Source organism: Paenibacillus sp. FSL R7-277, from assembly GCF_000517965.1.
GTDB lineage: Bacteria > Bacillota > Bacilli > Paenibacillales > Paenibacillaceae > Paenibacillus_AQ > Paenibacillus_AQ silagei.
The window spans coordinates 81,500-103,060 of the sequence record NZ_ASPX01000108.1; the positions used below are offsets into that span (position 1 = coordinate 81,500).

Consider the following 21,561-nt stretch of genomic DNA (forward strand, 5'->3'; position numbering starts at 1 on the left):
AATCGCTTGTACCTTAATGGAGGCATGAACGATGATATCAGGCAGATACTGCACCCATCGCCGACTTCTACGCTTGAATTGAAAGCAGCTGATTGTATTTCCTGCAATAGAAAACTCATATTTGACCATGAAATGAGATTCTATTGTATTTCGTACAGTGGAATGTTGCTTATTGAGCGAAAAATGGCTTTTATTCAAAATTCAAATGTACCGAATACAATAGAATCTATTTCGATGCCCTTTTTACAGCATTCCATTGTACAAAATACAGTTACTACTGTTCCAGCGCCTACAGCATAGGAGCGCCCTTTCGCTGAAGCATTCCACCAGATTCTCATCGGGACAATCCGGGAAAAAAGGAATGCCCTTCTCCTTATCCGCATAGAAACCATCCCACCATTCCCCCTCGTCCCGGAAAAAAGAGTCCAGCATCCTCAGCGTGTCCTCATGGCTATAAATCGTTTCATCGTTCATTCTTCTCAAGGTCTCCCTTCCTGTTAGCTTGTGGTAAACCCAAAGTACGATTATGAGATAATCCAGACGGTAACTCTCCTAAATTATGTTATAATATTCCGGAAATATGTTCTGTGCGGTTGGTTGCAGGGAGCGGAATTTCTATGAGGGGGAGGGAAGCGTGTGCTATGGAAGGCAAGTCTAGCCAGTCTGCTGCTGAAGCCGGACAACCGGCAACGGCACAATGAATTACTTCGTGAAATTGGCAGCTATATCAGCACGCACATTCTGAATCACCCGCTGCTTGCGGAGGATTGCGGGCATATCAGCATCCTGCTGGATGGATCAACGGCGCTCGGGATTGTGGACGACAGCTCGGATATTGATCTGATCCTGGTCTGCCGGGATGAATGCTATGAGCCGATTACGAGCCGTTTCGAACGGGCAGAGTTGATCCCGGAGAGAAGCAGCTTGTTTGTAGATGTGCATCTGCCCAGCGGCAAAACAGGACACTACACCCTGCTCACATTATCGGAGCTGGAGCAGGCGCTGGAGAAGGGACAACTGGATTGGTTGTGGAATGCAGCAGTCGCCTGTCTCTATCATGACCCGTTGGCTTTGAAGGCGCTGTTTGCGCAAGCGGTTCCGCTGCCTTCAGAACATTTGATGAGTCTGCGGAAGAAGACATACATAGACCTTCGGAGTGCTGCCAAAAGCCTGGATAATCCCGTGCGCCGGGGAGAGGCTTTTCCGATTCTTTTTCAGGCGGTGGAGGTGTTCAAGCAGGCCCTACGCTGTGCCATCACAGTGGAAGGCCACCCCTATCCGTATGATAAATGGCTTGTACAGGTAGCAGAGCACCTTCCAGTGGGGATAAGGGTGCTTGATTGCATGAAGGACTTCCGGCAATACCTATCAGAAGATCTGTCCTATGCGCCAATGTATCAGGAGGATAACAGCTTTGTGAAGATGGAGAAGCGGGTCCGCCGGGTGCTGCTGGAGGAATTCCGCCTGCGCGGCTTAGATGAGCCTTGGCTGGTGGAGTGGTGGAAGTACTTTGAGGAATGAATGGGATTAGACAAATGGGAGAGGTGAGATGATGAAGGACAAGGTGTATATTCTGGGAGTCCCCTTCTCCAAACTGACGCTGGAACAGACAACTTCGCTGCTGGACGAGCAGATCATGGACGGGCAGGAAGGGCTGTTTCATCTCATTACGGCGAATCCGGAGATTACTTTGGCGAGTCAGACGGACGAACAGCTGCGGGAAATTATCCATTCGGCAGACCTGATTGTCCCTGACGGGATCGGCATTGTGATGGCTGCGCGAAGACAAGGAAATCCTATCACGGAGCGGGTGACCGGCTACGACCTGCTGCTGAGTTTACTTGCGAAAGGAAATGAGCGGGGCTGGAGTTTTTATTTTCTGGGAACAGATGAGCCTACTAGCAGACTGGCGGTGGAGCAGATTAATCTGCGCTATCCGCAGGTGAAGATTGCCGGGAGGCATCACGGGTTCTTTGCGCCAGATGAAGAGTCAGGGATCATCGCCAGTATTCAGCAGTCCAAGCCGGATGTGCTCATTCTTGCCATGGGAGCGCCTTACTCTGATAAATGGCTGTATAAGCACAAGGATGAATTGCAGGGAATTAAGCTTGGTTTTGGCGTGGGCGGAAGTCTGGATGTGATCTCGGGGAAAGTAAGACCGGCACCGGCCATCTGGAAAAAAATGAATCTGGAGTGGGCGCACAGACTGTTATTCTCACCCGTCGCCAAAGGCCAGAAGTCACGCTGGCGCAGACAATCTGCGCTGCCGAAGTTCGTCTACCGGACGATGATCCGTAAATGAAATCTTCAAGGTGCATTCTCCTGCAAGCTACAGTTTATTGATGAAAGGGGCTCAACCCATGTCCAAGAGCTTTGAAGTAACCCTCCAAAAAGTAGTCGATCACTCGTACTCTATTGAAATCGGTGAGCATCTGTTTGCCTCAGTAGTCCGAGATTTGAAGCAGGGGCTGATTACGGGAGTCAGCAAATATGCTATTATTGCAGACTCTACGGTGGAGCCGTTGTATGGCCGTCCTTTATTGGAGCTGCTGCGGCGCGAGGGATTCCAGGTGGACTTATTCTCTTTTCCGGCGGGGGAGAGCTCGAAGACCCGTGAGACCAAAGCGCTGCTGGAGGACCAAATGCTAAGCCAAGCCTACGGCAGAGACTGTTGTATTATCGCGGTAGGGGGCGGAGCGGTGACTGATCTGGCAGGGTTTCTGGCAGGGACCTTTGGCCGGGGAGTGCCTTCCCTGAATTATGCTACCACCTTGCTGGCAGCAGCAGATGCCTCTGTTGGCGGCAAAACAGGCGTGAATACCCCTGTCGCGACCAACCTAATCGGCGTATTCCACCAGCCCCGTAAAGTATACATAGATTTGGCCGCTTGGCGGACACTTCCATCCCGTGAATTCAGAAGCGGTCTGGCCGAGACCATCAAGCACGCTTGCATGAGTGATGAGGAGTTCTTCAGCTATCTGGAAGCGAATATGGACAGAATTATTACGGAAGAAGGGGAGCTGATCCTGGATGCCGGGGTATGCGAGCAACTTGCGCTGACGAATTGCCGGATCAAATATGAAGTGGTAGAGCAGGACGAGCATGAAAGTAATCTGCGGCAGATTCTGAATCTGGGGCATACGGCAGGCCGGGCGCTTGAGGCGCTCAGCGGTTACCGGCTGCTGCATGGCGAGGCAGTTGCAGTGGGGCTGGTCATCCAGGCGAAGCTGGGTGTGAAATTTGGTTATATGACGGAAGAGCAGGCTAGCCGTGAGGTGGCTTTGCTGAAGAAGGCAGGCCTGCCAACAGAGCTTCCAGAGTACATTTCAAACCGGGCACTAGTGGACAACATGTACACAGACAAAAAAGTACGCAATGGCCGCATCCGCGTCGTCTTTCAGGACGGTATCGGGAGGATGAAGCGTTTTGCCGACGGTTCTTATTCTGTTCCGGTTGAAGAATCGGCAGTCATGAAGCTGCTAGAGGAGCTTCGCGTGAACCCGGCGACTTAAATGTTATATATTCTGCCATAATATATATTTTTATTTTAATTATGTGATATTATCTTCCGTATTTTTATTGACAAGTCTTTATATTTATCTATAATGATGTATAAGCGGTGGGCACACAGGCGATATAGTTGCTTACAAGTCACATTTCATAACATAATCTATTGCAGCAAAGGTGTGATCGCTAATGATCGCTTCCGCCGGACAATGGAAACAGGATATTCTACGGATTTACAACGAAATCAACAAGAAGCTGTTCAACGCCGGCGTTAAGCAGCAGAAGGTCGACTTCGTGGGCAACAAGATTATTATTTTATCCATTAATAGCCGGGTGCCCGTACTTAAGGTGCTGGATACCCATGATCCTGCGGCAAGCCGCCAGATGAATCTGGTGCTGCATGAAGTATTCAAAGCCGAGATCAAGCAGGCATTTCTGGATGAATTTCAAGTCAATATTAAGGCCGTTCTTAAAGATTATGATGTGGAGACCGAGTATTCCGGTACGATCATAATTTTGGAGAAGGACCTTGAGCATTATCTGAACGCTACGTTGGAACTCTGATCTTTCGGAGAGCCGGCCTGCCGTCAGTTTTCGGACATTTCCCTGCGGGGCTGTGTCCAGAACTGGCGGCTTTTTGTTTATCGTAACTATGCTATTACTTTCTTAAGGAGCTGATTCTATGAAAACCAAAATTGAGATTGCCGGTGTCAGCAAGTGGTTCCGCCGTGACGGCCAGGAGATTATGGCCATGCAGGAGACGAATCTCTCCATAGAACAAGGCAGATTTGTCAGTATTATCGGCCCCAGCGGCTGCGGCAAGTCCACGTTGTTCAATATTATCGCGGGCCTGATTCCGCCCTCCACCGGCCGTGTGCTTGCAGACGGAGAGGATATCGTAGGGAAGACCGGATATGTCGGGTATATGCTGCAAAAGGATATGCTGCTGCCCTGGAGGACGATACTGGACAACATTATTCTGGGCATGGAGATCCGCGGGGTGCCGCGCAAGGAAGCGGTAGCCCGGGCCAAGCCCCTGATGGACCGCTATGGACTGAAGGGCTTCGACGGCCATTACCCGGCAGAGCTGTCCGGCGGGATGCGCCAGCGGGCAGCGCTGCTCCGTACGCTGCTGTATGAGCGCGATATTATTTTGCTGGACGAGCCCTTTGGCGCACTGGATGCCCAGACCCGGCTGACTATGCAGAACTGGTTGCTGGAGCTCTGGGAAGACTTCCGCAAGACAGTGTTATTCGTCACCCATGATATTGATGAAGCCATCTATCTGTCTGACGACATCTATGTCTTCTCCGGGCGGCCGGGACGGATCATCTCCAAGATTTCTGTAGATATGCCGCGTCCAAGACACCAGGAGGATACGGTATCTGCTTCATTCATGGAGCTGAAAGCCCATTTGCTGAATCTGCTGTCAAGCGGGGACCAGGAGCCAGCCACCCGTATCTCTTAGAACTCATAAACTGTTGAAGGAGAGGACAACCATGGAGAGTGTACACAAGAAAGGCTATGTCATTCACAAGCTGGAAGCTGCCCCGGTCTATTCAGTCAAGCCGGACAAAATGCAGAAAGTGCCCGTCATCATTGATGAAGAAGCCGCCAGACGGCGGACGCGGCGGATTATCGGGATTGGACGGCTGTCTGTGGCGCTGCTGATCGTGCTCTGCTGGGAGTTGTTCACCCGGATCGGCTGGATGGACCCGTACTACTGGAGCAGCCCGCTGCGGATTATTAGCACAACCTGGACTCAGATGACAGAGGGGACGCTGCTGGAGGATATCGCTTATACCTCAAGCTCGACGATTCTCGGCTTCATCGGCGGAACGCTGATTGGCTCGTTGCTCGGTCTGTCCTTCTGGTGGTCCCGCAAATTTGCCGGCATCAGTGAACCGTTCCTGATCTTGCTCAACGCCATGCCGAAGCTGGCGCTTGCCCCGGTGCTGGTGATTCTGCTGGGCATTGGTTTCTTCTCGAAGGTGGCGCTAGCTTTTGCCATGACTGTGGTTGTGGCGGCCTTGTCGGCGCATAGCGGCGTGCAGAGTGTGGACAAGGACATGGAGAAGCTGATGTATTCGCTCGGGGCCAAGCGGCATCAGGTATTTACCAAAGTAGTCATTCCCTGGGCGATGCCCTGGATGATCAGCAGTCTGCGGATTAATATTGCCCTCTCGCTGGCCGGTGCGATTGTCGGAGAATTCATTGCTTCGAGCCATGGCATTGGCCGTATGGTCATCTACGCCGGTACTATTCTCGATATTAATCTGGTCTGGGTAGGGGTTGTCGTTCTGTCTGCGCTGTCGATGGTCATGTATGCGGGAGTGGTGCTGCTGGAGAAGTGGTTGTCTAAGGGATATGGGATGAAAAAGGCTTAAGAAGCGGGCAATCATTTCAACAAGATAGAGGAGAGAAGCCAATGAAGAATGTTACTACAATGAAGCTGTCGGCCGTCCTGCTGGCCTCTGTAATTCTGCTGTCCGGCTGCGGCGGTAAAGGCAATGCTGAAGTGGAAGCGGCCGCTGCCGGGAACGGTACGGAGAAGCTGAAGAAGCTGGTTATCGCCGAGCCGCTGCATTATACAGGTTATTTGCCGCTGTATGTGGCGCAGCGTGAGGGGTATTTTGCCGAGGAGGGTCTTGAGGTGGAGATGCTGCAGGCTGCGGGCGGCACGCATGTCACCTCGGTGGTCAGCGGGGATGCCTGGGCGGTCATCGGCGGGCCGGAGTCCAATGCGTTGGCGAATATCGGCAACTCAGACCCGATCGTCTCGGTCAGCAATGTGGTGAACCGGGCGAATGTCTATCTGATGGCCAAAAAAGGGACAGCCCCGGCAGGCAGCTCAGCTGAAGAATTGGCAGCCTTCCTGAAGGGCAAGAAGCTGAATGCCGGACGGCATGGCGGAACGCCGAACCTGCTGACCCAATATCTGCTGCTGGAGCTTGGGCTTGATCCGCAGAAGGATGTGCGGCTGCTGGAGCCTGCGGATGGCTCCACGGTGGTGGCGATGGTCCAGCAGGGGGCCGCGGATATTGCGAACGGCGCGGAGCCGCAGATCAGTGACGGGATGAGCAAGGGGGTGTGGGATGAACCTTTTTACAAATTCCATGATCTGGGTGACTATGCTTACTCGGTGCTGAGCGTGAAGAAGTCTACCCTGGAGAAGGACCCGGAAACGGTACAGAAGGCGGTTAATGCTGTCGTCAAGGCGCTGAAGGTTATCCAGGAGGATAAAGAACTGGCGATGCGTGTCTTGAAGGCGGAATTCCCTACACTCTCCGATGCTGCTGCCCAAGCTGCGCTTGACCGGGCGTATGACGACCAGCTCTGGAGTCCGGATGGGGTGATCTCGCAGGAGGCGCTGGATAAGGATATGGATGTAATGATCAAGACCGGAATCTACAAAGGCGAGTATACCTATGATGACCTGGTCGATATGCAGTTTGTGAACCAAACAGCAGCGAAGTAAGCTGAGACCCACAGGTCTTCAAAAATGAAAGAGGTGACCAAAATGGAGTTAACTGCCGATCTGATTATCCCTGATAAAACGGCGCTTATTATAGTAGATGTTCAGAATGATTATTGCCATGAGGAGGGCGCACTGGCTTCTGGAGGCAATGATGTATCCGCTGTGCGGGAGATGATGCCGCAGCTCCACGGGCTGATTACGGCGGCGAGAACGCAGGGAGTGCCGATCATTTACATCCAGACCTACCATGAAAAAGCGACCGATTCCCAGGTCTGGACCTCCCGCTCCGGGCGCGGCTCGCTGGGCGTCTGCCGCCGGGGGAGCTGGGGGGCTGAATTCTACGAGGTATCCCCGCTTCCGGAGGAGATTATTGTCAATAAGCACCGGTACAGCGCTTTTATTAACACCCGGCTTGATTCGGTGCTGCGTTCGCTGCGGATCGAAACCCTGATTATGACTGGAGTGAGCACCAATGTCTGTGTGGAGTCGACCGCAAGGGACGGGTTCATGCTGGATTATCAGATTGTGATGGTTCAGGACGCATGTGCCTCTTATTCCCGGGCGGCGCATGACATGACGCTGGAAAATATGAAGGGATACTTCGGTGTGGTTGCTTCAGCCGCAGAGATTGAAGCGGGCTGGAAGATCTGGAACCAGCCTGTGCTGCAGCAGCTGTCATGAGCCTCGCGATGCCGTCACCGGAACGGGCCGTAAACCTCACGGCGGTTAAGGTGGTCATCTGTCTCGGGGCGTTCCTGTCCAATCTGTCCGCCGGGATGTTCAATATATCGCTGGTTGATATCTCGGCTGATCTCCAGATTCCCGTGGCCTCTGCACAGTGGGTGGTCAGCATCTATCTGCTGGTCATTTCAGTGCTGCTGCCTGTGATGGGGAGGCTGGGGGACAGATTCGGCCGCCGTAAGGTGCATAATCTGGGGCTGTTCGCCTTCGCAGCAGGGGCGCTGGGCTGCGCGCTCGCCCAGAATGAAGCGATGCTGCTGGGCTTCAGAGTCTTGCAGGGAGCGGGAGCCTCCATGTATCAGGCAACCAACATGGCCTTGATCGTCTCGCTCTTCCCGGCGGAGCAGCGGGGTCGGGCGCTGGGGCTGATGAGCACCTTCGTGGCTGCGGGTTCGATGGCAGGTCCGGCCTTAGGCGGCTTCCTGATCCAGTGGTTTGCCTGGGAGAGCAACTTCTGGCTGCTGGCCGTTGTTGCGGGAGCCGTGGGTGTGCTCGCACATAGGCTGATTCCCCGGGATACAGAGACCGCCGGAGGCCAGTTGAATCTGGCCGGCGCAGCCTGGATGGCGGCCTGCCTTACTTCGCTGATGATTGCCGTCGATCTCGGCAGCCGCTCCTCATTCCTGTCTGTATCCGTACTGCTGCTGCTCGCGGTCTCGGTAGGGCTGGCAGCGGGTTATACGGGATACGCCCGTTTCGCTCAGCGCATCTCCCCGCCTGCGGAGAACGGCTTCAGCCTGTTCACGGACCGGAGCTTTGCCGCGGGGATTGTGATTACGGTTATCACGTATATGGCTGCTTTTGCCGCACAATTGGCGTTGCCTTCGCTGCTGCGTCTATCGGGAGCTGAGCCTGCGTGGGTGGGGCTGATCATGATCGGCTATCCGCTGGCGCTGGTGGTAACTGCCCCTGTCAGCGGGAACATCGCGGACCGCAAAGGGCCGCTCGGCATTCTGACCGCAGGCCTGCTGCTGATGAGTGTCACGCTGCTGGCGCTTGGCCTGGGCTCCCCTGCTCTGAGAACAGGTGCGATGGTGCTGCCGGTCGTGCTGCTAGGCTGTGCTATGGGGATGATTACTTCTCCTAACACAAGCATCGTTATGGGTTTGGCGGCAAAATCGCAGCTTGGCCGGGTCAGCAGTCTACTGGCGTTATCCCGCAACATCGGCATGATGTTCGGAACGGCGGCCGGCGGTCTGATGATCAGTGGGGGGAACAGGCCGAACGGAAGCTATGTGGCGGTGTTCGTAGCCTGTGCAGCGGCAGTCGGTCTGTCCTCCGTCTGGCCGCTGTACTCCTTCCGGCACAGCAGCAAGCGCAAAGGTGCGGAGCATCTGCACATACCGTAATAGAGTTGAGTTTCAGGTGAGCTGAATCCCGCCCCCTTCATTCTGGGTAATATAGAGAAAGAGAGCTTAGGAGGGACGACGATATGGGCAATCCGTTGAAGGAATTCAAGAGCAGCATCGATGGGCTGAAGCAGTCACTGGACGGGGTAAAGCAATCCGTCGATGGGCTGAAGGCTCCGGTCGATGAGCTCAAAGCGAATATGCAGGAGACGGTGGAGGCGGCGAAGCTGCGGAGTGACGGGGTGAAGTCGGAGCTTGGGCGGATGATGCAGTCGGTCAAGGACACTCAGGAGGTGCTTGGCGAGGTGAAGGAGACGCTGAGCGCATCGGCGGAGGTGCTGTCTACCCGGAAGCGGTATCTCAGGCTGTTCAGCCGTAAGAAGGGACGTCAGATGGCTGCCAAGGCCCGCCGTTCGTGAACGATAATCACACATCTCCCGCGCCAAAAAGAAGACGCAAGCGTCAAGCGGCATCCGTGCCGTCCGACGCTTGCGTCTTTGTGTTCCGTTTTGGGATTTTCGGTCCATGCGGACTGGAGGGCCTTTATTTGGTCCGTTTACGCCATTCCAGTAACCTATCCGGACTCAGAGGACCTTAACTAACCTGTATCGACTCATTTTCAGTGTCAACGCGCCGTTTAACGGCCTCCCAGTCCGCGACGGGCAGAAAAGTTGTCTTATTGATCAAATAGCGTCCTCACAGTCCACCAAGCATTCAGCCGGGCCGCCATCAAGGTGCCATCAGGCTTAAGCTCTGCGCCGAATCGACCATAAACACAGGCACAGACTGTACCCCAATCTCCGTCTCCACCTCTCCGAATTCATTCCCGAACTGGCCGCTGACTGCGGCGGGGCCGGTAAACAGCGGCACCTCGCCCTGGAGGAGCAGATCACGCCCATTTGCGCGTGCAACGGTTCTTCCGGCGGAGTCGATGATAATCTCGCAGGAGAACATCACCTTCTCATTGAGATGAAGCTCAAGCTGTGCCGCATCAATTGGAGTATAGGTGGCGGCGGACTCCTGATAGAGTTCCGAGAATTCATATGCCCCGTTCACTTGGCGGAAGATAGCGGTTCTGCCGGCAGCACCATCGGCCAGATCCGTGTTAATTACGCGGATGGAGCCATCCTCCGCCATCAGCTCATAGCTGCTGCCTGTGAAGCTGAACAGCAGGGAGATTCCCTCCGGCCGGATGGCATAGCCTGTGAAGGTGCTGCGTCCGTCAGTCTCACCGCTGTTAGCTACAACTACTGGAACTTCGGAGTAAGCAGACAACGCTTCGTCAAAAGAAAGAGCGCTCAGCATCCCCGAACCCGGGATCACCTCCCCGGTCCGGGTGGAGACCGTGCCGTCCCCGCTCATCTCGGCGTAGACCAGCTTGCCGCCAGCATCTACTCCGGCTACTGCCACCTTGGCACCGTACTTGTCAGTGACGGAGGCCGTAAGCGAATAGCTGCCCTGCACTTCACCGCCCGGCAGCAGCCGTACCGGCTCGGCCAGGTTCCAGGCCAGCGTTGCCGCAGCGGTCTCCCCGGAGGTGTCCTGCACTGGGGCCAGCTCCGCATAGAGCCTGATGGCATCCGCATACCGGCCGCCGCGCACATGGCGCGCGCCCTCGCGGAGCAGCCGGGCGATGCTGCTGTCGATCAGCTTCAGCACCTTGGAGCTGGTAATGCCGGCAGATGCCGCATAGCTGCGGTAGCGGGCGGCATGTCCGGCGAAGGCGGCGGTGTTGCCGCCGTCCAGATCCTTGTTCAGGATGATCGAAGCGCTCTCCTGAACCTGCTTGCTAAGCCAGGGCGCTGTATAGCTATGATTCTTATAAGCTTCTTCCATAGAGAGGGCGCTCTCCAGCATAGGCCCGAAGCTTCCGGCTGCGGCCAGAGCCTTGAGCCTCGCGGTATCATGGGCCTTGAAGCTCGCAGCCAATAACTCCTCTTTGGCCGCCACCCCTCCGTAATAGTCTGCCGGAATCTGCAGCAGGCTCCATTTGAGACTGTCCGTACTGTCGCTGCCCGTCCCCGAATCTGCTCCCTTAGACGAACCTGCGGCGAGCCCGGCCAGATACTCCTCCTTGAACAGCCGGAACCCGGCTGTCATCCTGTCTGAGAGACCTGAATCTGCCGAGAGCTGGCGATAATAGGCTTCATAGGGACTGCCCGGCGTCATATATTTGCTCTTCAGACTGAGCAGAGCGGCGTAGCTCTCCATCATCCCTGCGAAATCCTTCACAGTCAGCTGGTCCGCAAGCGTTAAGGACAGTCTGCTTAGACTGCTGCGGATACTGGTGATGGGAGCCAGCTCTGCCAGTCTTGCCGAAATTTCTTCTTCTTTATAAGAAATCGCGTGATTGGCCGCTGCTTGGCGGTACCGGTTCTCGGCAGCAATAAGCTCCCCGACGGCGTACAATTTTCCGGCTTCTTGTACATCCTGGAGCTTATTCTTAATCCCCAGCGCCTTCTGTCCCAGCGGGAGCAGCATCAAAATACACAGAATAATCATAATATTCCGCAGGGTTATAGCCCGTATGATCGTCATATAATATAGCCCCTTTATAGATAGATAAGGATTAGAGCGGCAGTCGGCTTCTAACCTTATACTTCAGGGTCCCAGCGGTACTTAAGCTCACGGATCTCCTCCACCTTGACATCCAGGCCGTTCCACGGCTCATAGGGATTCGCGGCAATGAGTCTGGATAAGCGCAGGAACCGGTCTTTGGGCAGCTCCTGCACATAGCGGCCGATCATGCCGGAGTAGAGCAGCGCGTATCGCTTCATGCGGACCGCAGCACTGGCAACGGCGGTCATAATGTCCAGCCCCTTATCCATTTCGAGAATCTGCACCTCGTAATTCTTGACATAGCGCAGGGTGCGGTCTTTGATCAGCTCGGGACGGACCCTGGCGATCTCGCCGATATATTCAGCCAGCAGCGGCTCGAAGTCCTTCAGCAGCAGCTGCTCCAGCTCCAGCGTCATGTCCTTGCGCAGCTGGAAGCCGTGCAGCAGGGCGACGCGCTGGCGGGAGATCCGGTCTCCGCGCAGCAGCACGGAGATCTCGCGCAGCTTCTCATAAGCGAGCACATCATTCTCACGCAGCACCGTCACGGCTTCCTGGCGGTTCAGCTCCAGATCCTCCTTGATGCTATAGATATTACGGCCAAGCAGTTTGTTCAGCGCATACAGATTTTCGTTCTGCCGGACTTTCCGCTGCGTATAGTAGACCAGTCCGGCTAATACGAGGCCGCCTGCGCCGCACAGCACCATCTGCTGCAGATTCTGCCCGAAATAGATTCCGGCCAGGGTCAGCAGGAGGATAACGAGCAGCCGGGTCTGGACCTTGCGCCCGGCCTGGGACACTGCATACTTCTCCACCGGAGTCAGCGAGGCGCGGCCGCAGCGGGTGCAGCGTTCCTCGCCCAGCGCTGTGTAACGGTGACAGCGGCGGCAGATGCGCAGCTTCTCGAAGGCGTAACGGGGGGCCTTGAAGGGACGGAAGATGACGGGTTTCTTTTTACTCACGGGCCGTATCCCCTCCGTTCAATGCAGCCAGCAGGCGCTCGTCGATATCCTCACGGGTGAGCGGCTTCCGCTGGCGGGAAGCATATAGAATGATCTGAATCACAGCATAGAGAAACGTTATCCCGAGTATGGCGTATGTAATCATGGAACTCTTCCTTTCTGCTCTGGTTACGGTCTTTTAATCAAATATTCAGGATTGCGGCGTATACTTAGAATAGTCTATCCGGCTGAGGATGGCGATTGTTACTCGCGGAAGTGCCGGTCCAGCGGTCACTATGTTGAAGTTTACAAGGTTTAATTATATCATAATGGCATGCTATTGACAGAATTTAGCTATGCGTTACGGATCTGCCATATCCGCCTAATTTCACACAAGAGGAGCCCTATTTATGCTTCGTAACGAACGTAATTTCAGCAAGGCCAAGAATAGACTGCAGCGCATATTGCCTGTATTGCTCATGATTCTATGTATCACTCTGTCCCCATATGCTGCTTCGAGAGCCAGCGCGGCTTCGGCCGCACCCTCGCATATTGACGCTGTGCTGCTGATCGATGTCAGTAACTCGATGAACAAGAGCGACAAGAACAAGATTGCCAATGAAGCGATGAAGATGTTCATAGATATGCTGTCCACCCAAGGCGATAAGGTAGGCATTGTGGCCTACACCGATAAGGTGCAGCGCGAGAAGGCGCTGCTTGGCATCAAATCCGCCGGCGACAAGGAGGATCTGAAGAATTTCATCGACGGGCTTAGCCGCGGACCCTACACAGACCTGGCGGTCGGGATGGAAGAGGCGGTGAAGGTGCTGGAGAACGGCAGCGATCCCGGCCATGAGCCGATGATCGTCATGCTGGCGGACGGCAACAATGACCTGAATGAAGCCAGCGGCCGGAAGCAGTCCGATTCCGACAAGGAGCTGAAGGCGGCAGTAGAGGCTGCCAAGCAGAAGGGGTATCCCGTATATACCATAGGACTGAATGCAGACGGCAAGCTGAACAAGAATATTCTGGCCGGACTGTCCACCGAGACAGGCGGCAAGGCGTTCACCACAAATTCCGCGGATGATCTGCCGCAGATTCTCAGCGAGATTTTTGCCAGCCACTTGAAGCTGAAGGTGGTGCCGGTGCCGTCCATTACGGCAAACGGCGATTATCAGGAAGTTACGGTAAATGTGCCTAACGGCAGTGTGCTCGAAGCGAATATCTCAATCATGTCCTCGAAGCCGGTGACCGCGAAGCTCAGTAACCCTGCTGGGAAGGAAGTAGCGATACCCTCCGATAAAGTGCTGTTATCCAAGTCTTCCAGCTATACGCTGATCAAGCTGCTGTCGCCGGAGGAGGGAGACTGGAAGCTCCAGGTCAAGGGAGTGCCGAAGGATAAGATCGACATCAATCTGGTATTCAACTACGATCTGGAGCTGAAGCTGGATGCCCTGCCCTCCAAGTCTTACGGCAAAGGCGACACGGTGGATATCTCCTCGCATCTGTTCAGCAACGGGACAGAGGTAACGGAGAGCAGTCTGTACCAGGATATGAAGGCTGTGCTGCTGGCTACCGATAAGGACACCGGCCAGGTGCAGGAGATTCCGCTGGATAACTCGGGTGCCGAGTTCAAGGGTGCTTTTGAAATCAAGGATAATCATGAATACGAGCTGAAGGTCCGGGCCGAAGAGAGCAGCTTCTATCGGGAGAGCGATGTGCTGACCATCAATGCCAAGACCGGAACGGTAGCGACCACCCCGCAGTCAGCAGGCACTCCTGCGGGCGAAGAGCCTGCTGAGGAGAAGACCTCGAACACGCTGTACTATATCATCGGCGGCATTGTGCTGCTGCTGGCTGCTGCAGCCGCATTCTGGCTGCTGCGCAGTAAGGCGAACCGGGGGTTCGTCGGACAGATGGTGGTAGAGGTGCTGGACAACAACACAGGGGAGAAAACCTATCCGCAGTACAAGAAGCTCTCCGGCTTCCGCGGCAAATTCACACTTCACCAGCTGCTGCAGCTGGCCCCGGAGCTGAAGGAGAGCGAGAAGCTGGTCTTCACGCCGGGAACGAATGACCGCCTGCTGCTGCGCAGCGGCGAGGGCATTACTGTAGAACGCTCAGGCCGTGCCGCCGATACGTCGCGGGGCCTGGAGATGAAGAGCGGTGACCGGGTGACGGTCTCTCTGCAGACGGTAGACAAGACGATTTCTCTGGAATATTTGATCTGATAAGCAGGCTAAGTGTACGCTCCCGAAGCAATCATGCGAAGTGATTCGGGATGCGTAGGCTATCACAACTTTTGGGGGAGAACCTATGAAACCGGTAGTAAGAGAACATATTCAACAGCTGGATGTATCGCTTGGCGGAGGGATCGTCAGCGACAAGATCAGAGTGGATACCATCGACAACCCGATCCTCATTATCGGGCTTGGCGGCACGGGCATCGATGCCCTGCTGCGGCTCAAATACCAGATTAACCGCCGCTTCAAGCTGCCTGAAGATCCGTTGTCCAAGAAGAAGCGGGATAAGCCCGATAACGTGGAATTCCTGGCGTTCGAGACCAATGAACAGGACCGCGGCAAAAAATACAAGGGCATCGGCCTCGACCCGCAGAATGAATTCGTGCTGCTGGCCAATGCCGAGATCGGCGGACTGCTGCAGAACCGCAGCATCCTGGATTCTTACATTACAGACTGGCTGTCGCCGGAGCTGAGCATCACAGACGGCATGAACGGAGCTGCCGGGGTGCGCCAGGCCGGACGCCTGCTGCTGTTCACGAAGATCAACCAGGTGGTTGCCGCCATCGACAAGAAGATCAAGACGCTGTCTGTCGGCACCAGCAAGAAGCTCATGGTCTTCCTGCTTACCGGTCTGTCCGGCGGAACGGGCAGCGGGGCGTTCCTGGATATAGCCTACATCGTGCGCGGCATCATTGAACGTGACTACGGCGCAGCCGGGATAGACCGTGTCAATACGCTGGGCTATCTGTTCACACCGGACGTCAATCTGTCGAACAAGAGCCTCAGCGAGCATACCCGCGAGTATATCCGCAAGAACGGGTATGCCGCGCTCAAAGAGCTGGACTACTGGATGAACGTGGACAGCCGGGGCGAACGCTTCCGCCAGAAATACGGCAATATTCTGAGCGTTAACTCGCCGCTGCCGCCGTTCAATCTCTGTCATCTCATCTCCGCAACCAATACGGAGGGCAAGCTGCTGGAGAATGCCTACGATTACTGCATGAACGTGACGGCTGAGAACATCACCAACTTCATGGCCAGTGAAGAGAAGGCCTCCGGCGAGGAATTCGCCATCCATGACTATATCAGCAACATCCGCACGAACATTGCCCAGATGAACAAGACTTATCCTGCCAACTATGAATACAACATTATCGGGGCATCCTCGGCCGTGCTGCCGATTGAGGAAATGACAACATACCTGGCCTACCGCCTCTTCGACAAAATGGACAAGATGTTCCATCACGCCCCGAATCAGGAGGATGTGGAGAAGATGGCGCGCAAGCTCGGCATCGATCTCGATACGATGATCAAGACGTTCGAGTCCCGTGTGCCGGAGCCGCTGCCGGGCTATCAGAACAGCGAGCGCCTCAGCCATGCGAATGTCGTCAAGAATCAGGTCGTCAGCATGGATACGGAGCTGGAGCAGAACTTCCTGGCCCGTGCGCGTGAGGAATATATCAAATCCAAGAAGCAGCTTCCGGGTGAGATTGCCGGACGGTTCGGCGAAGAGCTGGAGCGCATTTTCCTGCATCCTGAGCAGGGGCCGTTCTATGTGTCGCGGCTGCTCTACACCGAGAAGGGCTTCTGCATCCTGAAGCTGATCCAGTCTTATATTGAAGCGCTGCGCGAGAGTCTCTTGCGCCTGCCGCGTGATATTGAGACCGCACAGGAGAGTGCAGAGGATAAGCTGGGCGATGCGCGGAGCGCTTTTGTGTCCAAGGAGAAGAAGAAGAACGCCTATATTGAAGCCAAAATCAATGAATACTGGCTGCATGCCGATGTGGAGCGCACCGAGCAGATGATCCAGTTCTATGAGGATCTGTATGAGCTGCTGAATGAAGAGAACAGCCGGATCTATGGGGTGTTCACCGAGATTCTGACCGCGCTCAGCTCGATCTTCGAGAAGAACGGCGACATTCTGATTAACGGCGAAGAGCAGGCAGACCACAAGGGCAACAAAACCTACTATTGGAATATCGTTAACGTGCCGGATATCTCGGCGACCATCTCCAAAATCATGGACCAGAAGGACGGCGATGATCTGATCCGTGACTTCACACGCGAGATGCTGAAGCATTCCGGGCGCTGGGTAAGGGAGCAGGAGATTGATATTGTCCGCTCCATCTCCGAGTTCCTCAGCGACAAGTTCGGGGATCTGATTACCCGTTCGATGGAGGACTTCCTGGTGATGAAATACGGGCGTGAGGAGCCGCTGGATAAGTTCGTGGAGCGGATTATTGCCGGACGTCTGGATGAGGATGCGGTGCCGATTTTCCACCTCAGCAACAGCTCCGGCAGTCTGCACTTCCCGTCCTGGGGCTTCGTCTCTGTGCCGGTGAAGGCGCCGGGGATTCTGAAGGGTGTGCGGAATTATCAGAATAATGCACTCGGCAAATCGCAGTTTACGATCAAGGAGAGCGAGGTCAAGAACCGGATTTTCTGGCTGAATACACGCAACGGGGTGCCGCTGTTCGTATATACGCCGCTGCGGGTGTACGAGGAGAACTACGAGCGGACCATTCTCGACAAGGAAGGCATCGGCCGCCATCTGGTGATGACCGACAAGGACAACTGGACCTATCTGCCTTCGCCGATCCCGGAGAAATCCTGGGGCGATACGTATGCGAATCCGCGGGTCCGTGAGTACAATGCCAGAGTGCGTGCGGATTTCGGCCGGGCGCTGGAATCCGGTGTGATCATAGAGAAGGGTGTGGACGAGAACACCAGCAGCCGCTTCTCCGTCATCTTCACGAAGCCGCTGGATCTGGGCAAGCTGCTGGGCGCTTATGATCTGCAGCTGGATGCGCCGCGTCCGAATCTGGGTGAAGTGCGCAAGGCCGCTGAGGAGCTCAAAGCACTCCGCACAGGAGGTATTGAACGCGAAGCCGTGAAGGATATCTTCGGCAGCATTAATCTGGAGCTGGCCCAGGAGAACCTGATCCGTTCCCCGCAGCTCATTGCCCGTGTCCGTGAGGAGCTGGCGAAATACGATGCGCTGGCGGCCAAATCTGCGGAGCTGGAAGCGCTGGTGCATCAGCATCTGGATGAGGACAAATGGCTGGACCAGTTCATCGAAGCGCTGTACACCGATACCATCACCAAAAAAGGCGCGCTCTATGTCTATGACCGTGACGAGGACGAGGATGCCTGGGAGCCGTTCGCGAATCTGATGAAGGAACGCAGCTATGTGGAGTATGCCGTCTACCGCCATTTCCGTGAGCTGGATGAGAAAAGCCGCAGTCTCCTGCTCCGCAAGGCAGCGCGCCGGGCCGGAGAAATGACCGCAGCTGAAGATGTAACTCCGCTGCTGTATAAGCTGGAAGGGATGTATGTCTCGTTCCTGGAGGCGCGTGACGCTCTGGAATATGAGCGGGTAGAGCATGCCAACGGAGATGAAATGTACGGCTTCTACAAGAGCCTGACCGGCAAGCTTGGCAGCATCCGCAGAAAGCTGAAGTAGGCCTATGATCAGAGATCAGGCCTTACAATATGCCGAGCAATACGCTGCCCAGGAGGAAGCACAGCATAATAAGGGGGATGGGCGCAGCAGTATCCATTACCCTGCGCTGTTCCTGTTCCTGGGCGATAAGGTGACCCCGGCCATCGGTCCGGTGCTGGAACGCTGCCAGCGTAAATGGGACAATGCAGGCGGCGTGATGGCACTGCATGCCGGTTCGCATAACGGCAGCGGCAGTACACAGGAGAAGGAGGGGGTCAAGGGGCGGATCGGCAGCGGAAACAGCAGCGTCCATGAACGCGTGATGCACATGACCCTGCCGGATACGGCAGGGCGTGATCCGCGTACGGTCCGGCGTGAGCTATACCGTGAATTTCATGAGGATAGCCAGTATTTGGCCGGCATGAACCGGACGCTGCGTCAGTTAAGCAATAGCATAGCGGATTACGGGCGGCTATATTCTTCTTTTGACGTCATCCATCTGTCTGTCATTACACGGGTCGATGACCCGCAGAATGTGCTGTTGCCGGAGATCGTGCTGCTGGCCCGCGCAATTCTCAGCCAGTCATTCAAATCGGTACAGATGGATCTGTATGCGCTGATTAACGAACGGGAGCAGGGGGATAACTTCGGCTATTCCAGCTCGGTCGGGCTGGCTTGTCTGCGTGAGCTGGACGGGATGCAGGCGGCGGATTATGCCTTAAGCGCTCCGCTGCTGGTGACGGAGGAAGGGCTGTCCATTCCGGTGACGCATGGCCCTTCTCCGCTGTTCGACCTGGTCTATCTGCTCTCCGACAAGAACGAGCGCGGACTCATGTCCGTCCATGGCATGGACGATAATTACGAGATTATCGCCCACATCAGCTTGCTGAAGAACCGGGTCCGGCCTGCGGCCGATCAGGCCTCCGGGCACGGCGGCTACAATAATATGACGTTCAAAAGCGGCATCCGCGGCAGCACAGGCAGACAAGGCTACGCGTCTGCCGGCTTCTCGGCGGTGCGGCGGCCGAACCGCCAGATTGCGCTGGCGGTGCTGTACCATGCGCTGCATTATCTGTCCGGGCGGCTGCGTGCAGGCCATACCCGGAGTCTCAAGGAGCGGCAGGCGATGCTTGGCCTTGGAGCGGATACCCTGCGGGACCGCGCGGCGGAATTGCTGCCGGAGGCATCTGCTCTTGCCGAGATGACCGGGCTGATGAGCCATGGACGCCCGTCCTATTCGCAGCTGCGGATGCTCTCGCTGCGCGAGGCTGAGGAGCTGCTCTTCGGGGAAGGGGCGCAGGCTTACTTCCGCAGTAATTTTGCGGAGGTGTCTGCCCGTAGGGCTGCCGGGATTGATCCGGCCCGGGAGTGGGCCGGAGTGCTGGCTGCCGGGGAAGCAGGAGCCTCCCCGGTCACCTTCTACCAGCTGGCGGAATGGACCAGTGAGAAGACAGGTGAGGGAGGCAGCGTCCTGCAGGCCTTGCGCCAGCATATGGGCGGACTACGTTCCGCCCTGCTCTCCGGTCAGGAGGAGCTGGAGCGGCTCTATGCGGAGAGCGTGGAGCGCCAGCCGTTCCAGCGGGTGCCGCTGCTGGACAAACGGACGGTGCGCAATTTCATTCATTACCTGTTCGAGTCCGTCTACGGCAAGAAGTATGAGCTTCTGCTGCTGGAGAGCGAGCTGGCCCTCTGTCTCCGCTATGACGCTGCACTGGAGCAGCTGCATGCAGACAGCAAGACCAAGGTTGCGAAGATGGAAGCGCTGGAGGAGGAGCTGCAGAGTGTCGCTCTGGCCAGCATCGGCCGCAGCAAGGAGACGGTAGATCAGAATATTATGGAGTACTACCGCACGGTGACGGATGAGGTCATGAAGGACATCGAGAACCGGCGCGGGGCGGGGATATTCTTCAGCGAGCGGTTCATGGGCAGTCTCTCCGGGCTGCTGGTGAACGGAGGCGGCCAGGCGGTGGCTGAGCGGCTGATCGGGCTGTGCCGCCGGGAGCTGCTTACGGCGGGGCCGTTCACGCTCCCGTTCGAGGAGGAGCTACTGCGGCGCGCCAATGTTGCAGCCGCTTACGAGAACCGGGATATCGTCTCCAAGGAGGAGCTGTTCAAGCAGCTCTACCGCAGTCTGGAGGAGGAGGCGGCGATGAATGTCCGCCTGTTCGAGTACACGCAGGAGCACCGCCACGAGGAGAAGTACTTCTTCGGCGACAGCTCCTCTGAATTCTTGCGTTATGCCTTCAGTGCAGACGAGACCACGCGCATCTACCGGCTCGGCTTCGTACATGAGCAGCGCCGCAGCGGCGTGGAGAAGCTGAACCTGATGGGCGGCTTCCACCTGGAGGATCTGCTCTACTACCGCAACGGCAAGGTCTATTACGAGACTTATGCCGGCAACGGATACCAGCTACACGGTCTGGAAGAAGAGAAACTGCCGGAGATGCGATGAGTAGGGAATAGATGGGATGAGTGCTGATGAGCAGAGCCGGGATGAGATGAGCGGAGTGCTGATGAGCGGACTAGATTAGATGAGTGCTATGACAAACTATTATATTAGGTCAGACTATCACAACCATATTAGGTCAGACTATCGCAAACATATTAGGTCAGGCTAACACAACCGCAGGATCTATAGTCCACGCGAGTTCGGCGGCTGACCGTGTGCTGGTGGAAATGGGCCGGATGGCGGAATGAAGGGGATAAATCCCTTTGGTGCTGCTGAAAGTAGGCTGGACGGCGGGATGAGAGGGATAAATCCCTTTGGTGCTGCGGAAATTGGGCCAGATGACGGAAATAGAGGGATAAATCCCTTTAATGCTGGTGGAAATGGGCCGGATGGCGGGAAAGAGAGGGATAAATCCCTTTAATGTTGCTGAAAGTGGGCTGGATGGTGGAAAGAGAGGGATAAATCCCTTTAATGTTGCTGAAAGTGGGCCGGATGGTGGAAAGAGAGGGATAAATCCCTTTAATGTTGCTGAAAGTGGGCCGGATGGTGGAAACAGAGGGATAAATCCCTCTAATGTTGCTGAAAGTGGGCTGGATGGTTGAATGAAGGGGATGAATCCCTCTGGTGCTGACGTGTGTAAGTAATAGTGATCTCGATTTCGCCGTACGCGCGCCAGATGAGCAAATGAGGAGCATTAATGCCCCTGATTTCAGCGAAAGTGCGCCAAACCACCAAATGAGGAGCACTAGTGCCCCTGATTTCACCGAAAGTAGGCCGAACCACCAAATGAGGAGCACTAGTGCCCCTGATTTCAGCGAAAGTGCGCCAAACCACCAAATGAGGAGCACTAGTGCC

General features: G+C 55.5%; 19 protein-coding genes. 15 read left to right on the plus strand and 4 right to left on the minus strand.

What is annotated here, in order from left to right:
• Positions 1-243: 243 nt before the first annotated feature.
• Positions 244-474 (minus strand): hypothetical protein, encoded by a 231-nt coding sequence (locus tag C173_RS27880; RefSeq protein WP_036731318.1) that lies wholly within the window; start codon positions 472-474, stop codon positions 244-246.
• 162 nt (positions 475-636) lie between these two features.
• On the opposite strand from C173_RS27880, the gene C173_RS27885 reads away from it, so the two are divergent.
• The 10 genes from C173_RS27885 to C173_RS27930 all read left to right on the plus strand — a co-directional run bounded on the left by C173_RS27885 (position 637) and on the right by C173_RS27930 (position 9,494).
• Positions 637-1,521 carry a hypothetical protein gene (locus tag C173_RS27885; protein WP_036731321.1) on the plus strand — a complete coding sequence of 295 codons (885 nt, stop codon included), beginning with the start codon at positions 637-639 and terminating at the stop codon, positions 1,519-1,521.
• A 28-nt stretch (positions 1,522-1,549) separates the two neighbouring features.
• Positions 1,550-2,302 (plus strand): WecB/TagA/CpsF family glycosyltransferase, encoded by a 753-nt coding sequence (locus C173_RS27890; protein WP_235192051.1) that lies wholly within the window; start codon positions 1,550-1,552, stop codon positions 2,300-2,302.
• A gap of 58 nt (positions 2,303-2,360) precedes the next feature.
• Positions 2,361-3,512 carry a 3-dehydroquinate synthase gene (gene aroB / locus C173_RS27895; protein WP_036731323.1) on the plus strand — a complete coding sequence of 384 codons (1,152 nt, stop codon included), beginning with the start codon at positions 2,361-2,363 and terminating at the stop codon, positions 3,510-3,512.
• 184 nt (positions 3,513-3,696) lie between these two features.
• Positions 3,697-4,071, plus strand: a complete 375-nt coding sequence (locus tag C173_RS27900) for a Na-translocating system protein MpsC family protein (protein WP_200869600.1) — start codon at positions 3,697-3,699, stop codon at positions 4,069-4,071.
• A gap of 118 nt (positions 4,072-4,189) precedes the next feature.
• Positions 4,190-4,975, plus strand: a complete 786-nt coding sequence (locus C173_RS27905; RefSeq protein WP_036731326.1) for an ABC transporter ATP-binding protein — start codon at positions 4,190-4,192, stop codon at positions 4,973-4,975.
• 109 nt (positions 4,976-5,084) lie between these two features.
• Entirely contained in the window at positions 5,085-5,894 is an 810-nt protein-coding gene (locus C173_RS27910; protein WP_442792680.1) for an ABC transporter permease, read from the plus strand.
• A 41-nt stretch (positions 5,895-5,935) separates the two neighbouring features.
• On the plus strand, positions 5,936-6,985 hold the full coding sequence (locus tag C173_RS27915; RefSeq protein WP_051478507.1) for an ABC transporter substrate-binding protein: 1,050 nt from the start codon (positions 5,936-5,938) through the stop codon (positions 6,983-6,985).
• Between the two features lie 42 nt (positions 6,986-7,027).
• Positions 7,028-7,666, plus strand: a complete 639-nt coding sequence (locus tag C173_RS27920) for a cysteine hydrolase family protein (RefSeq protein ID WP_036731332.1) — start codon at positions 7,028-7,030, stop codon at positions 7,664-7,666.
• Positions 7,663-9,075 (plus strand): MFS transporter, encoded by a 1,413-nt coding sequence (locus C173_RS27925; protein WP_155991664.1) that lies wholly within the window; start codon positions 7,663-7,665, stop codon positions 9,073-9,075. The genes C173_RS27920 and C173_RS27925 overlap by 4 nt, the downstream gene beginning before the upstream one ends.
• An 83-nt stretch (positions 9,076-9,158) precedes the next feature.
• On the plus strand, positions 9,159-9,494 hold the full coding sequence (locus tag C173_RS27930; RefSeq protein WP_036731335.1) for a hypothetical protein: 336 nt from the start codon (positions 9,159-9,161) through the stop codon (positions 9,492-9,494).
• Positions 9,495-9,804: 310 nt separating this feature from the next.
• On the opposite strand, the gene C173_RS27935 is transcribed toward C173_RS27930, so the two are convergent.
• The 3 genes from C173_RS27935 to C173_RS34345 are packed head-to-tail and all read right to left on the minus strand — an operon-like array spanning position 9,805 to position 12,738.
• A complete protein-coding gene (locus C173_RS27935) occupies positions 9,805-11,613 on the minus strand; it encodes a hypothetical protein (protein WP_036731338.1) in 1,809 nt (602 codons plus the stop codon).
• Positions 11,614-11,669: 56 nt separating this feature from the next.
• The gene (locus C173_RS27940) at positions 11,670-12,593 is read right to left on the minus strand and encodes a hypothetical protein (RefSeq protein WP_036731341.1); all 924 of its coding nucleotides are present in this window, start codon (positions 12,591-12,593) and stop codon (positions 11,670-11,672) included.
• Entirely contained in the window at positions 12,586-12,738 is a 153-nt protein-coding gene (locus C173_RS34345) for a hypothetical protein (RefSeq protein WP_155991665.1), read from the minus strand. The genes C173_RS27940 and C173_RS34345 overlap by 8 nt, the downstream gene beginning before the upstream one ends.
• Before the next feature lie 244 nt (positions 12,739-12,982).
• Here C173_RS34345 and C173_RS27945 point away from each other — a divergent pair, with 244 nt between their 5' ends.
• The 5 genes from C173_RS27945 to C173_RS27960 all read left to right on the plus strand — a co-directional run bounded on the left by C173_RS27945 (position 12,983) and on the right by C173_RS27960 (position 21,308).
• Positions 12,983-14,803: a vWA domain-containing protein gene (locus C173_RS27945; RefSeq protein ID WP_036731346.1), complete on the plus strand. Its 1,821-nt coding sequence runs from the start codon at positions 12,983-12,985 to the stop codon at positions 14,801-14,803.
• A gap of 85 nt (positions 14,804-14,888) precedes the next feature.
• Positions 14,889-18,278 (plus strand): tubulin-like doman-containing protein, encoded by a 3,390-nt coding sequence (locus tag C173_RS27950; protein WP_036731349.1) that lies wholly within the window; start codon positions 14,889-14,891, stop codon positions 18,276-18,278.
• A gap of 4 nt (positions 18,279-18,282) precedes the next feature.
• Positions 18,283-20,709 carry a transcription initiation factor TFIID gene (locus C173_RS27955; RefSeq protein WP_051478509.1) on the plus strand — a complete coding sequence of 809 codons (2,427 nt, stop codon included), beginning with the start codon at positions 18,283-18,285 and terminating at the stop codon, positions 20,707-20,709.
• A 241-nt stretch (positions 20,710-20,950) separates the two neighbouring features.
• Positions 20,951-21,127, plus strand: coding sequence for a hypothetical protein (locus C173_RS35155; protein ID WP_235192052.1), 177 nt, complete (start codon positions 20,951-20,953; stop codon positions 21,125-21,127).
• Entirely contained in the window at positions 21,096-21,308 is a 213-nt protein-coding gene (locus C173_RS27960) for a hypothetical protein (RefSeq protein WP_155991666.1), read from the plus strand. The genes C173_RS35155 and C173_RS27960 overlap by 32 nt, the downstream gene beginning before the upstream one ends.
• The last annotated feature ends 253 nt before the right edge of the window (positions 21,309-21,561 follow it).